Origin of the sequence: Streptomyces sp. N35, from assembly GCF_016464295.1 — a bacterium.
Taxonomy (GTDB): Bacteria; Actinomycetota; Actinomycetes; order Streptomycetales; family Streptomycetaceae; genus Streptomyces.
In genome coordinates this window covers 82,617-96,258 of the sequence record NZ_JAEIMH010000012.1, presented here as the reverse complement: position 1 = coordinate 96,258, position 13,642 = coordinate 82,617, and the positions used below count along the sequence as shown (strand labels likewise).

General features: G+C 70.7%; 14 protein-coding genes. 6 read left to right on the top strand and 8 right to left on the bottom strand.

What is annotated here, in order from left to right; all coding sequences use genetic code 11:
* Window positions 1-22: 22 nt before the first annotated feature.
* From JAO81_RS09680 to JAO81_RS09670, 3 genes are all read right to left on the bottom strand, one after another.
* Complete coding sequence (locus JAO81_RS09680) at window positions 23-922, bottom strand: L,D-transpeptidase family protein (RefSeq protein WP_199547374.1); 900 nt, start codon at window positions 920-922, stop codon at window positions 23-25.
* 232 nt (window positions 923-1,154) lie between these two features.
* Window positions 1,155-2,627, bottom strand: coding sequence for an NAD(P)H-hydrate dehydratase (locus JAO81_RS09675; protein WP_199547373.1), 1,473 nt, complete (start codon window positions 2,625-2,627; stop codon window positions 1,155-1,157).
* A 7-nt stretch (window positions 2,628-2,634) separates the two neighbouring features.
* Window positions 2,635-3,003 (bottom strand): holo-ACP synthase, encoded by a 369-nt coding sequence (locus tag JAO81_RS09670; RefSeq protein ID WP_165332384.1) that lies wholly within the window; start codon window positions 3,001-3,003, stop codon window positions 2,635-2,637.
* Window positions 3,004-3,146: 143 nt separating this feature from the next.
* Between JAO81_RS09670 and JAO81_RS09665 the strand changes: the two genes are divergently transcribed.
* On the top strand, window positions 3,147-3,386 hold the full coding sequence (locus JAO81_RS09665; RefSeq protein WP_199547372.1) for a hypothetical protein: 240 nt from the start codon (window positions 3,147-3,149) through the stop codon (window positions 3,384-3,386).
* Window positions 3,387-3,455: 69 nt separating this feature from the next.
* Window positions 3,456-4,442 (top strand): type I pantothenate kinase, encoded by a 987-nt coding sequence (gene coaA / locus JAO81_RS09660; RefSeq protein WP_199547371.1) that lies wholly within the window; start codon window positions 3,456-3,458, stop codon window positions 4,440-4,442.
* Between the two features lie 12 nt (window positions 4,443-4,454).
* Here coaA and JAO81_RS09655 read toward each other — a convergent pair whose 3' ends face one another.
* Window positions 4,455-4,826, bottom strand: coding sequence for a cupin domain-containing protein (locus JAO81_RS09655; protein ID WP_233415117.1), 372 nt, complete (start codon window positions 4,824-4,826; stop codon window positions 4,455-4,457).
* Between the two features lie 83 nt (window positions 4,827-4,909).
* Between JAO81_RS09655 and JAO81_RS09650 the strand changes: the two genes are divergently transcribed.
* The gene (locus tag JAO81_RS09650) at window positions 4,910-5,377 is read left to right on the top strand and encodes a MarR family winged helix-turn-helix transcriptional regulator (protein WP_199547370.1); all 468 of its coding nucleotides are present in this window, start codon (window positions 4,910-4,912) and stop codon (window positions 5,375-5,377) included.
* A gap of 43 nt (window positions 5,378-5,420) precedes the next feature.
* Window positions 5,421-6,341 carry a DUF389 domain-containing protein gene (locus tag JAO81_RS09645; RefSeq protein ID WP_199547369.1) on the top strand — a complete coding sequence of 307 codons (921 nt, stop codon included), beginning with the start codon at window positions 5,421-5,423 and terminating at the stop codon, window positions 6,339-6,341.
* A 76-nt stretch (window positions 6,342-6,417) separates the two neighbouring features.
* Here JAO81_RS09645 and glmM read toward each other — a convergent pair whose 3' ends face one another.
* The 4 genes from glmM to JAO81_RS09625 form a co-directional block, all read right to left on the bottom strand.
* A complete protein-coding gene (glmM, locus tag JAO81_RS09640; RefSeq protein WP_199547368.1) occupies window positions 6,418-7,776 on the bottom strand; it encodes a phosphoglucosamine mutase in 1,359 nt (452 codons plus the stop codon).
* Between the two features lie 213 nt (window positions 7,777-7,989).
* Window positions 7,990-8,511: a 30S ribosomal protein S9 gene (gene rpsI, locus JAO81_RS09635; protein ID WP_165332377.1), complete on the bottom strand. Its 522-nt coding sequence runs from the start codon at window positions 8,509-8,511 to the stop codon at window positions 7,990-7,992.
* Window positions 8,512-8,553: 42 nt separating this feature from the next.
* The gene (gene rplM / locus JAO81_RS09630) at window positions 8,554-8,997 is read right to left on the bottom strand and encodes a 50S ribosomal protein L13 (RefSeq protein ID WP_165332376.1); all 444 of its coding nucleotides are present in this window, start codon (window positions 8,995-8,997) and stop codon (window positions 8,554-8,556) included.
* A gap of 210 nt (window positions 8,998-9,207) precedes the next feature.
* Window positions 9,208-10,434 (bottom strand): glycosyltransferase family 87 protein, encoded by a 1,227-nt coding sequence (locus JAO81_RS09625; RefSeq protein WP_199547367.1) that lies wholly within the window; start codon window positions 10,432-10,434, stop codon window positions 9,208-9,210.
* Window positions 10,435-10,541: 107 nt separating this feature from the next.
* On the opposite strand from JAO81_RS09625, the gene JAO81_RS09620 reads away from it, so the two are divergent.
* Complete coding sequence (locus JAO81_RS09620; protein ID WP_374194275.1) at window positions 10,542-11,450, top strand: hypothetical protein; 909 nt, start codon at window positions 10,542-10,544, stop codon at window positions 11,448-11,450.
* Window positions 11,451-11,665: 215 nt separating this feature from the next.
* Window positions 11,666-13,546 (top strand): glycine-rich protein, encoded by a 1,881-nt coding sequence (locus JAO81_RS09615; protein ID WP_199547365.1) that lies wholly within the window; start codon window positions 11,666-11,668, stop codon window positions 13,544-13,546.
* Window positions 13,547-13,642 lie beyond the last annotated feature (96 nt).

Here is a 13,642-nt window from a genome sequence, read left to right as displayed (position 1 = left end):
GCCGAAGCGTGCCGGGCAACGGTCACGGCCTGCGGCCCCACACGTACACGCGGTCCCCCTTGTACAGCTTGTTCCACAGCCGCTTGGCGTCCCGGTAGCTCAGGTTCACGCAGCCCGGGGAGCCCGACGTGCTGTAGACACTGCTGTAGACGGCATGAAAGGCCTGCCCACCGCTGAAGAACTGGCTGTACGGCATGGGGGTCCGGAACAGCGTCGAGTAGTGGTTCTTGTGCTTCCAGAACACCTTGTGCCAGCCGGTGCGCGTCGGCGTCGACCTCTTGCCGCTGCGCACGGCCACGGGCCCGAAGGTCACCTTCCCGCCCTTCTGCACCCACATCAGCTGCCGCGCGAGGTCCACACAGGCGATCCGGTACGCGCGCGCCGGGCACTTCTGCAGCGCCTTCGGATCGCGTACGGCACTCAGCCAGCGCATCCGGGCCCAGGTCACCGGCCCGGCGAAGCCGATATCGGGCCGGATCCCCTGCTTCCGCTGGAACGTGCGGATCGCCGCGCAGTCCTTGGCCGACTGCTTGCCGTCCACCTTGAGCTTCAGCCACGCCTCGACCCGGCGCTGATGCGGACCGGTCCGCTTGCTGCAGAAGGGCGCCGCGGCACCACGGACGACCTCGCTCGGCGGCACGTACTCGATCAGCGCGTCGAGCTCGACGGGCGGCTCCATCGGCTCGACGGAGTCCTCGGCGGCACTCGGCTCGTAGACGAACGGCGCCATACCCTGATCGGGAGTGTCCAACTGCCACCGGTGATACGGAGTGAGCGCCACACCCGGGACCAGCTCCTGCTGGGGGGCGGGCACGGGCGGGGGGCCTGGATCGGCCGCGACGGCGGGGGTGGCGAGGGCCGCGAGGGCGAGTACGGCGGCGACGGTGAGACGGGTCGTACGGCGTGCGGTGCGGTGAATCATGCCCTCAGGAAACGACCAAACGCGAACAATCAGGCGAAGGCACACCCATCCCGTCGGCGCTTGAGGACATCTTTCATCTTCCAGCCCCTCCAGCGCTGGAGCAGATCCGAACGAGGTTGGGATACGGGGGTCGGGGGGCGGAGCCCGCGGGTTTCGGGAAGGGGCGGGGCGGGGCGGAAAGCCCGCCGCAGGCGCCACCCACCCACCCGCACCCGACGCACAACCCTCAGCCTCAGCCCCGCACATCCCGCCAAACCGAAGGAATCGCCGCCGCCACATCCTGCGCCGATGCCGGCGCACCCGCCGCCGCCACCCGCCCCGCAAGCCCATGCAGATACGCCCCCACCGAGGCGGCATCCACCCCGGAGAGCCCCGCCGAAAGCAGCGCCCCGGACAGCCCCGACAGCACATCCCCGCTCCCGGCCGTGGCCAGCCACGCCGTCCCCGTCGGGTTGACCCGGACCGGCCCTCCGCCCGGGGGCGCGACCAGCGTGGTCGACCCCTTGAGCAGCACGGTCGCGGAGAACTCCGAGGCAAGGCGCCGTACGGACGAAAGCCGCGCCGACTCCACGGACTCCCGCGTCACCCCGAGGAGCGCCGCCGCCTCCCCCGCATGCGGAGTCAGCACGGTGGGCGCCGTCCGCGCCCGCAGCACCGCGGGATCCGCGAGCCGCAGCCCGTCCGCATCGACGAGCACCGGCACGTCCTGGGCCAGCACATCCGCCACCCGCGCCGCGTCGTCCCCGATCCCGGGCCCCACGACCCAGGCCTGGACGCGCCCGGCCGCGGACGGCGGCCCGGTGTGCACCAGCGTCTCGGGGAAGCGGGCGAGGACCGCGTCGGCGGCGGGGCCCACATAGCGCACGGCTCCCGCACCGCCCCGCAGCGCGCCCGCGACGGCGAGTACCGCCGCGCCCGGGTAAGTGGCCGACCCGGCCGCGATCCCGACCACACCCCGCCGGTACTTGTCGCTGGACGCCGTCGGCGAAGGCAGCAGCGCCGCCACATCCGCGTACTGCAGCGCCTCGAGCTCGGGCCCCGAGGGCGCCGAAGACCCCGAGGACACCGAAGGCAAGGACGCCGAAGGCAGCGAGAGCCCGATGTCGACAAGCCGCACCGCCCCCGCGTACGACCGCGCCGGATCGATCAGGAGCCCCGGCTTGTACGTCCCGAACGTGACCGTCACATCCGCCCGCACCGCGTCCCCGGCCACCTCTCCGGTGTCGGCCCCGACCCCGCTGGGCAGGTCGACGGCGACGACCGCGGCGCCTGATTCCCGTACGAGAGAAGCGAGTCGAGCCGCGTCCGGCCGCAGGCCGCCCTTGCCGCCGATGCCTACGATGCCGTCCATGACGAGATCGGCCCGGGCGATCACCGGCCCGGCGTCAGTGGCGGCGACGACCCGTGCCCCGGCGGCACGCACCGCCGCGAGCCCGCCCTCATGCGTACGTTCCGGCGCGAGCAGCACCGCCGTGACCCCTGCGCCGCGCCGTGCGAGGCGGGCGCCGGCGTAGAGCGCGTCGCCCCCGTTGTCGCCGCTGCCGACGAGGAGCACGACCCGGGAGCCGTACACCCGCCCGAGCAGATCGGCGCAGGCGGCCGCGAGCCCCGCGGCGGCCCGCTGCATCAGCGCCCCCTCGGGCAGCTGTGCCATCAGCGCGCGCTCGGCGGCGCGCACGGTCTCGACGCTGTGAGCAGTACGCACGGGAAGATCACCCTTCCGCGATCACCACGGCGGACGCGATGCCCGCGTCGTGGCTCAGGGACACATGCCAGCCGCGCACCCCGAGCTCGGCCGCCCGGCGCTCCACGGTGCCGGTCACGCGAAGGCGCGGCTGCCCGCTCTCCTCGACGTACACCTCGGCATCGGTCCAGTGCAGCCCCGCCGGCGCCCCGAGCGCCTTGGCCAGCGCCTCCTTGGCCGCGAAACGGGCGGCGAGGGAGGCGAAGCCGCGCTGCTCGCCGCTCGGCAGATACAACTCGCTCTCCAGGAAGAGCCGCTGCGCCAGCGACGGAGTGCGCTCGAGGGAGGCACGGAAGCGGTCGACCTCGGCCACATCGATCCCGACTCCGATGATCATCCGGCCCGTCCCGGCTGTGGTGCGCGCATGGCGGCAGCCTACGGGGCAGATCCCTGACGCACAGGTCTGGACCGTCGCTCCCCCAGCGGTTACGTTCCCCGGAACCGGGCCCGAGCCGGGCACCGGTTCCTGTGCTGGGGGGCATGGTGCCGATACGCAGACGTCTTTTCGCCCGCAGGCGGTCCACTGCGCGCACGGCAGCCGACTTCACCGGCCGGGTCCACAGCGAGCTGGCCCTCGACGCCCTGCCCGACGAGGACCTGGGCGAGGACCTCGACGACGCTCTCGACCTGTACGAGATGGGCACCATGCCCGGCTGCGAAGAGGCCGAGTACCTGAGCCTGGTCGAGGAAGCACGGGACCGGATCGCCGAAGGCGAGTGACGGCGGCGCGCGCACCCGCGTGACGCACCCCACGCCACACGCCGTTCATGGAGCCGCAACAATGACTCTGTGATCACCTCGCCGCCGCCGGGCACTCACCGCCGCTCGGAGCCCACCCCGTACGTGGACCTGACCAGGTCGGAGTGGAGCGCGCTGCGCGACAAGACGCCGCTCCCGCTGACCGCCGCGGAGGTCGAGAAGCTGCGCGGACTCGGCGACGTGATCGACCTGGACGAGGTACGCGACGTCTATCTGCCGCTGTCCCGGCTGCTCAATCTGTACGTCGGCGCCACCGACACCCTGCGCGGCGCGCTCAACACCTTCCTCGACACGGGCGACGGGCACGGCACCCAGCACGGCACCCCCTTCGTCATAGGAGTCGCCGGGTCGGTCGCCGTCGGCAAGTCCACGGTCGCCCGTCTGCTCCAGGCGCTGCTCGCGCGCTGGCCCGAGCACCCGCGGGTCGAACTGGTCACCACCGACGGCTTCCTGTGGCCCATGAAGGAGATGGAGGCCCGCGGTCTGATGTCGAGGAAGGGCTTCCCCGAGTCGTACGACCGCAGGGCGCTCACCCGTTTCGTCGCGGACATCAAGGCCGGCAAGGACGAGGTCACCGCGCCCGTCTACTCGCATCTGAAGTACGACATCGTCCCCGGCGAGCGCCTGACGGTCCGGCGCCCCGACATCCTGATCGTCGAGGGCCTGAACGTCCTGCAGCCCGCCCTGCCCGGCAAGGACGGCCGCACCCGGGTCGGCCTCGCGGACTACTTCGACTTCAGCGTGTACGTGGACGCCAAGCCCGAGGACATCGAGGCCTGGTACCTCAGCCGCTTCCGCAAGCTGCGCGCGACGGCCTTCCAGAACCCGGACTCGTACTTCCACCGCCACACCCTGGTCCCGGAGGACGAGGCGATGGCGTACGCCCGTCGCATGTGGCAGTCCATCAACCTCCCCAACCTCACCCAGAACGTGGCCCCCACCCGGGCCCGCGCCACCCTGGTACTGCGCAAGGGCCCGGACCACAAGGTGCAGCGGCTGCGGCTGCGCAAGCTCTGAGGCGCCGGCGCGTCACTGAGCGGGCGGCGGGACCAGGGACTTCCCGTTCATGAAGGCCAGCGCGCCGACCGGCAGCGCGACCACGGCCTCGAAGGGCTCGTCGTGCGGATTGCCCAGACCGAACTCGACGCCGGCGGGCACGATGATCGCGTCCCCCACGGTCACCGGGTGCTCCACTCCGTCGAGCACGGCGACGGCCGAGCCCGCGATCGCGACCAGGACCTCTTCGTGATCGAAGGAGTGCGGGGCCGGCGCGGCGCCCGGGTGCACCCGGGTCTTCCAGACACAGGTCTCCTTGGCGCCCCGGCTCGGTGCGGCCAGGCCTGTGAAAGTGGCGTTGGGGAGGTCGAACGTCGGGGCGGAAGATGCTTGGATGATCGGCAAGAAGATTTCCTCTCCAGTAGTTGTACAACTAAAGTTGTACAAGCTTGCTTGAAGGTCGTCAACCCCTGGAAAGATAAAGCGACATGGACCGCGACGACGCCCCCCTCGGCCTCCTGCTCGGGCTCGCCTACCAACAGGTGGTCACCGAGCTCCACGACCACCTGGCCACAGAAGGCTTCACCGCCCTGCGGCCCGCCTTCGGCTACGCGTTCAAGCTGATCGCCGCCGAGCCCCTGACCATCCGTGAGCTGGCCACCAGGCTGGAGATCACCCACCAGGGCGCGGCGAAGCTGGTGGACGACATGGTCGGGGCCGGATACGTGGAACGCGTACCCGATCCCGCCGACGGCAGGGTCAAGCGGCTTGTGCGCACCGAGCGCTGCCGTGCGCTCATGGAGAGCGGGGTCGCTTTCCAGCAGGAGTTCGAGAAGCAGCTGTCGGCCGAGCTCGGCGACGAGGCCACCGCCGCCGTCCGTCTCGCCCTGTCCCGGGTCATCGACCGCAGTGACAAACCGGACGGCCTGGCCCGGTCGTTGCGCTCCATGCCCTGACCGCTCGGTGTGCCACGCGCCGGTCCGGCGCTAAGGTGCCGACATGCTGCACGTACGCCTGATCACGCCGTCCGACCGTACGGACGAAGTGGTCCAGCTGATCGAGAAAACAGTGGGCACCACGCATCTCGCGGTGCTCAGCGGTGCGGCCCGCAACCCCCGGGGCGACATCGTGCTCTGCGACGTGGCGCGCGAGGCCGGCGATGAACTGGTCGGCGGGCTACGGGAGCTGGGCATCGACGAATGCGGCTCGATCGCCATCGGCAACATCGACCTGTCGCTCTCCAAGCGCGCCGACAAGGCCGAGCACGAGGCACCGGGCGAGGGTTCGGACGCGGTGCTCTGGGAGCAGCTGACCGAGGCGACGCACGAGGAGTCGACGCTCTCGGTCACCTACCTCGCCTTCATCACCCTGGCCACGATGATCGCGGCCTGCGGTGTGGTGCTCGACAACGCGATCCTGATCGTGGGCGCGATGGCGGTGGGTCCGGAGTTCGGGCCACTGGCCGGGTTCTGCACGGCCCTGGTGCAGAAGACGCCCAGACTCGCGGCACGTTCCCTGATCGCGCTGCTCGCGGGCTTCGCCTTCGCCATGGTGGTGACGTTCGGCTTCAGCCTGTTCATGACCGCGGTGGATCTCTTCTCGCTGCAGCAGCTCGACGCGGACCGGCCGAACACCTCGTTCATCTACGCGCCGGACTGGTTCTCCTTCATCGTGGCCGTCCTGGCGGGCGCCGCCGGCACCCTCTCGCTGACCTCGGCGAAGTCGGGCGCCCTCGTGGGCGTGGCGATCTCGGTGACCACGGTGCCGGCCGCGGCGAACGCGGCGGTGGCCTTCAGCTTCACCGAGTACGTACAAGCCTGGCGCCCCACCGAGCAGTTGCTGCTCAACCTGCTCGGCATCATCCCCCCCCCCGGCCCCAGAGGTCCTCGGGGGCGCGCCACCGGCCCCGTCCGCCCCTGAAGGCCCGGGCCGCGAAACCGCGCGGGCCGCCCGCCCCGAAGGACGGCCGGCCCACAGTCCGCAGAACGCAATTCGCCTAGCCGAGCGCGGACTTCACCACATCGGCGAGCCGCCCGGCCACCGACCGCGCCTGGTCGATATCGGCGGCCTCGACCATCACGCGCACCGGCGGCCCGGCGCGCGAGGAACGCAGCAACCCCCGGCGGGTGGCGCCCAGTCCGCGCTCGCCGTCCGTCACCGCGGCGGCCAGTTCGGCCGAGGTGGTGACGCGGGACTTGTCGACGTCCGGCACATTGATCAGGATCTGCGGCAGCCGCTCCATGACCCCCGCGAGCTCCTTGAGCGAGCGGCCCGTCTGGGCGACGCGCGCGGCGAGCAGCAGACCGGTCAGCGTGCCGTCGCCGGTCGTCGCGTGGTCGAGGACGATGACATGGCCGGACTGCTCGCCACCGAGCGCGTATCCGTGCTCCTTCATCGACTCCAGGACGTAGCGGTCACCGACCCCGGTCTGGACGAATCCGACGCCTTCGCGCTCCATGGCGAGCTTGAAGCCGAGGTTGGACATCACGGTCGCGACCACGGTGTTCTCGCGCAGCTGCCCGCGCTCGCGCAGGGCGAGCGCGAGAACGGCGAGGATCTGGTCGCCGTCGATCTCGTTGCCCTCGTGGTCGACCGCGAGGCAGCGGTCCGCGTCGCCGTCGTGCGCAATGCCGAGGTCCGCGCCGTGCTCGACGACCGCGGCCTTGAGCAGACCGAGGTGGGTGGAGCCGCAACCGTCGTTGATGTTGAGCCCGTTCGGCTCGGCACCGATCGTGACGATCTCGGCGCCGGCCCGCGCGAAGGCCTCGGGCGAGACCCGGGCGGCCGCGCCGTGCGCCTCGTCGAGGACGATCTTCAGGCCGTCGAGCCGGTTCGGCAGCACACCGATCAGGTGCGCGACGTACTGGTCGAAGCCTTCGTCGTACGACTTGATGCGGCCCACTCCGGCGCCGGTCGGGCGCTGCCAGGGGTCACCGGTACGGTGCTGCTCGTAGACGGTCTCGATACGGTCCTCGAGCTCGTCGGCGAGCTTGTGGCCGCCGCGCGCGAAGAACTTGATGCCGTTGTCCGGCATCGCGTTGTGGCTGGCGGACAGCATGACGCCGAGATCGGCGCCAAGGGCGCCGGTGAGATACGCGACCGCGGGGGTCGGCAGCACACCCACGCGCAGCACGTCCACGCCCGCGCTCGCCAGACCCGCGACGACGGCCGCCTCGAGGAATTCACCGGAAGCGCGCGGGTCCCGCCCGACGACCGCCACCGCGCGATGCCCCTCGAACGAGCCCGCCTCCCCCAGGACATGGGCCGCAGCGACGGAGAGTCCGAGCGCGAGCTCGGCCGTCAGATCCGCGTTGGCCTCACCGCGCACGCCATCGGTGCCGAAGAGTCGTCCCACTAGATGTCCTCCGAACTACCTGAACTTCTCGAGTGCCCGGTTCCGCTCTGTAGAGCACCGAGCCTGCAAGCCAATGAAACTCAATGAATACAGCTGAGCGCTTTATGTCGTTATACGCCCATGCCCGTTAATAAAACGAACGCCCCGGCAGCACTCAGCGTGCCGCCGGGGCGAACGTGTGGCAGATGCTCTGCCGAGCAGTGCAGCCAGCGATTAACGCTTGCTGTACTGCGGAGCCTTACGGGCCTTCTTGAGACCGGCCTTCTTGCGCTCGACCGCACGGTCGTCGCGGCGGAGGTAGCCGGCCTTCTTCAGCGCGCCGCGGTTGTTGTCCACGTCGGCCTCGTTCAGGGCACGGGCCACGCCGAGGCGCAGGGCGCCGGCCTGACCCGAGACGCCGCCACCCGAGATGCGGGCGATGACGTCGTAACGGCCTTCCAGCTCGAGCACCTTGAAGGGCTCGTTGACTTCCTGCTGGTGGACCTTGTTCGGGAAGTAGTCCTCGAGCGTACGCCCGTTGACCTTCCACTTGCCGGTGCCCGGGACGATCCGGACGCGGGCGATGGCGTTCTTGCGACGACCCAGGCCGGCGGCCGGCTGCGGGTCGCCGAAGCGCGCGGCGTTCGACTCGGAGGTGTACTCGCCCTCGACGGGCGCCTCGGACTCGGTGGTGTACTGCTCGGGCGCCTCAGCCTCGATGTCTTCGATCGGCTGCTCGGCGGTGGTCTCGGCCACGATGCTCCTCAGATTTCTTTACGTCTTAGGGGGTGGCCGGAACTACTGCGCGACCTGGGTGATCTCGAACGGCACCGGCTGCTGGGCAGCGTGGGGGTGCTGGTCGCCCGAGTAGACCTTCAGCTTCGAGAGCATCTGACGGCCCAGGGTGTTCTTGGGGAGCATGCCCTTGACGGCCTTCTCGATGGCCTTCTCGGGGTTCTTGTCCAGAAGCTCGTCGTAGCGGACGGAGCGGAGACCACCCGGGTAGCCGGAGTGGCGGTACGCCATCTTCTGGGTCTTCTTGTTGCCGGACAGGTGCACCTTGTCGGCGTTGATGATGATGACGAAGTCACCGGTGTCAACGTGCGGCGCGTAGATCGGCTTGTGCTTGCCGCGCAGGATGCTGGCGGCGGTGCTCGCGAGACGGCCGAGGACGATGTCCTGGGCGTCGATCACGTGCCACTGGCGAGTGATATCGCCGGGCTTAGGGCTGTACGTACGCACTTCGTAGCCTTCGCTTCTTCAGTGGATGGGTTCCAGACACACGAATCCTCTGAAGCGATCATGCAGCTGGGGCTCACAGTCGCCGGGCGATACCCGTATGCGAGCCACTGGTAACTGCTCCAGGGAACTTACGTATGGGCCCATCGCGTGAGAACGACCAAGCCAATACGCATAACGAACTGGCAGAATACCCGCGCTTACCCGTTCGGGTCAAAACGCGCGCTCGCCCGCAGGCTCTGCCGACTCCAGAGTACGGGCTCGCCTGGTGTGCGGGAGGGCCACGGAGCCCCGCCGCACACAGCACAGCCCCACCGTCACCGCGAGCGCACACAGCGTGAACGCGTCCTTGAACGCCCGCCGCACGCCGGCCGGAGCTTCGAGGAACGGCCACCCGAATCCCGGCACCTGCGGCACCATCGCCACCCAGAAACCGGCCATCCGCACCGGCGCCCCCTCCTGTCCGGCCCCGGCGAGCAGCAGCGGTACGACGACGAGGAGGTAGTGGTCGTACGAGGGCCGCGAGACCAGAAACGCGGCGAGCATCACCATCACGGCGCTCTCCCCGAGCCGCGCCGGACTCGTCACGTCCCCGCGCCCCCAGCGCCGCCAGGCGCACCACACTCCCGCCGCCGCACAGGTCAGCGCGAACAGGGTGGCCGCTCCCTGCGGCACCCCGAGCCGGGGCAGCACGGCGGCGGGCGAGGCCTCGTAGAGCCGTACGAAGCTGTCGTCCCCTTTGAAGAGGAAGGGCAGGGTCCGCGTGAAGAACCCGGCCGGGTCGGGCATCGTCAGGGCGGCGAGCCCCGAGGCCGCGGCCGGCACGAGCACCGCGACCGTCAGCGCGCGCCACCGCCGGGCGAAGAGAAAGAGCAGGAGCACGGGCACGAGCAGCGGCTTGAACGCGATGGCCGCACCGATCACGACCCCCGCCGACGTCCAGTGCCCCCGGTGCGCGAGCAGCAGCGCGGCCGACAGGACGGCGGCCGCGACGACCGTCCAGTTGGCGAGCACGATCAGATGCCCGAACGGCGCGAACCCGAGCGCCAGGGCGAGCGGGCCGAGCGCCGCGTACCGGCTGCGCAGCCCGACCCCGTACAGCCGCAGGGCGCAGACCCATCCGGCGAGCAGCGCTCCGGTGACGAACGCCGGCGCGGCGAACCGCAGCAGCCAGAGGGGAAGCAGCATCTCCGGGACAGCCGCGAGGACAGCGCTCGGCAGATACAGAAAGTGCGGATCGTCGTACGGGGATCCGCCGTCGAGCCAGGTCCGCGCGGCCTTGACGACGATCGCGTTGTCCATCCCGCCGTCGGACGACTGCAGCCCGACCCGTACGACGCCGGCGGCAAGCACCACGGCCAGCGCGCACCACATGGCACGGGAGGCGGGCCGTTCCAGCCAGCGAAGAACCTCAAATCGCCCTGAATCTACGCGTTTCATGGCAATCAACCTAGGCCGACGCCCCTGCATCACCCCCGCATAACGCGCTGCCCACCCCCGTATAACGCCCGCACCCGGTGTCACCGTTTCGGCCTAAGATGCGCCCCATGAGCTTTGGGCAGGGGGGACCCCCGTGGGGTTCCGGTGGTCAGCAGCAGCCTCAGCAGCCCCAGTCGCACTGGGGCACGCAGCCGGGCATGCCGCCCATGCCGGGTGCGCCCGGCGGGCAGACGCCCGACTGGGCCGCGCTCGCCGAGGCATCGGAGTCCCGCGCGAAGCGCCGCAGGCTCCTGATGGTCGGCGGCGGTGCGCTCGCCACGGTGGCCGTGGCGGCCGTCGTCGCGGTCGCCGTGGTCTCCGCCAACGGTTCGGACGACAACAAGTCCGCCAATGTCCCGCCGTCCGCCTCGGTCCCGGGCTCCACGGCCTCGCAGCAGCCGACCTTCGCCGAGACCAAGCCGCCCCCGCCGCCGGACCCGAAGGACTACATCTCCAGCGCGGACAAGGACAAGGCGCCGCTGAGCGCGGCCGGTCTGTTCCCGGGTGCCAAGTTCACCAAGGGCGGCGCGGTCTACAAGAAGGGCGCCACCGCCGAGACCAAGGCGTGCGACTCGGTCACCAACGGCCCGCTCGGCGCCCTGCTCAAGTCCAACGGCTGCACCAAGGTGCTGCGCGCCACGTACGAGAAGGACGGCGTGGCCATCACGGTCGGCGTCGCGGTCTTCGACACGGAGAAGCAGGCCACCAAGGTCAAGGACGCCTACAAGAAGGGCACGGTCAAGTCCCTCTCGGGCAAGGGTGTCCCGGCCTTCTGCAACACCACGATCTGCCGCTCGACCACCAACTCGTACGGCCGCTACGCCTATTTCACGGTCGGCGGCTTCACCAGCGGCAAGGACGTCACGAAGAAGGACAAGAAGGTCTTCACGGCGGGCGACGACATCGCGGGTCTGGCCTTCCAGCAGATCCACCGCCGCGGCGAGGCCCAGGCTTCGGCGGCTGTGCAGAACCCCTGAACCCGCCCTCACCGCACTCGACTTCACGTTCGGTTTTTGAGTGCCCCTGTGGCGATTGTGACGGTAGTGTCTTCTCGTTACGGCCATGCTCATGCCGGGCACTGCGGCCGCGGTAGCACCGCGCGCCGCCGGGATCGGGGGATCCCGCGCCGCATGACGCTCGAGGGCCGACGGAGATGAGCCCCGGGGGGGACCTGGGGCAGTGGAGGGGTTCTGTGAACAGAGGTAGTTCCGTGCTGCGCAGAGGCGCCAGTGGCGTCGCCGTGGCCGCGTTGACCCTGGCGGGGCTTGCAGCGGGCGGCAGCGCCCCGGCCGCCGCGATTCCGGCGCCGGAATGCATGCCCACGGCCGCCTTCAACGAGTGCCGGATCTTCGAATCAACCGGTGCCAAGGAGGACTTCGTGGTCCCCGCCGGGATCACCAGGCTCGAAGTGCGGGCGTGGGGTCAGGGTGGCGGCGGCGACTCGATGACCGTCGGTGGCGACGGCGCGTTCGTCTCCGGCACGGTGAAGGTCACTCCGGGCGAGAAGCTGACCGTACGGGTCGCCGGCTCGGAACACGGCCGCTTCGGTGACGCGCTCGGCGGCAAGGGCGGATACGACGCCGCGCAGCACCGCAGTGGCAACTCCGGCGGTTCGAGCTCCTCGCTCCGTACGGCCGGCGGCGATCCGCTGGTGATCGCGGCCGGTGGCGGTGGCGGCAGCTTCTACGGCCTCGACATCGACGGTGGCATCGCCGGCGACGGCGGGGCCGAGAACGGCAAGGACGCCTCCGAGGGGGACCTCGGCGGCAAGGGAGCGAAGGGCGACAAGGGCGGCGCGGGCGGGACGGGCGAAGCCGGAAACGGCACCGCAGGGGCCGACGCCAAGGACGGTGGCGCAGGCGGCGATGCCGCCCCGAACACCGGCGGTGGCGGTGGCGGCGCCGGCTGGGCCGGTGGCGGCGGAGGCGGCGAGAAGGCGCGCTTCTACCAGGGCAGCGGCGGAGGCGGGTCCAGCTACGCCGACGACTCCAGGGTCATCGACGTGGAGATGGTGGAGAGCGACGGGTCCTACCCCCCGCGCAAGGACGACCCCTTCTGGGATGGCTCCCCGTACAACTCCCCCGTGGATGCCCCCCCGTACAACCCCCCCGGGGAATCCGGCATCGCCGACGGCGCCGGCGGCATCTCCCCCGGCGGCCGCGGCCGCGTGGTCCTGCAGTGGCACGACGCGAACAAGCCCGTCGTCGACACCCTGAGCAAGGAGTCCGGCGACAACCAGACCGTGGGCATCTACGACCGGGGCGAGCCCCTGGTCGTCTCCGCCCGCACCAAGGACGGCCGTCCGGTACCGGGCGAGAGCGTGACCTTCACCATCGTGAAGCCCGGCCAGGGGTGGTTCGAAGACCACTCGGACCGCAAGCAGATCGTGAAGACGGACGCACAGGGACGGGCCCGGGTCGAAGACCTGACGGGCAACGGCGAGGGCACCATCAAGGTCGTCGCCGAGACCAACAACGGCAAGTCCGTCGAGTTCACCCGCCACGTCAAGAAGGACCCGACCGACGGCATCAAGGTCGAGGCCGTCTCGGGCGGCGGCCAGCAGGCCGAGGCCGGCAAGGAGTTCGCCGAACCGCTCGTCGCCATGGTGACGCAGCACGGTGGCAAGGTGAACCGGGACAAGGTCGAGTTCCGCGTCGAGAGCCAGGACGCGGACGCACCCGCCTTCGAGGACGGCAAGCGCATCGTCGAGGCGACCTCCGACATGGGCACCGCCACCTCGCCGAAGCTGATCGCCGGCAAGGGCACGGGTGAGTACACCGTCGTGGCGCACTACAAGAACGTGACGGCCACCTTCAAGGTCGAGGTGCTCGCCAAGAACGGGCAGCCCTCTCCGTCGCCGAGCCCCTCGGAAGGCGCAGGTTCCGGCGGCGATGACGGCCCCGGTTCGGACAACTCCGGTACGAGCGGCCCGGGTTCGGACGACGACGGCGGCCTCGCCCTCACCGGCGCCACCGGCATCGGCCTCCTCGCCGGCATCGGCATCCTGCTCGCCGCAGCCGGCCTCGCGGCCGTACGCCTGGCACCGCGACTGCGGGCCCGCACACGCAACTGACACGCACCGCTGAAGCACTGAGCCCCGGCCGGGACTCCTCTCCCGCCCGGGGGCTGGGGGGGGGCCCCCGGGGGGGGGGCCCCCCCGCGCGGAGGG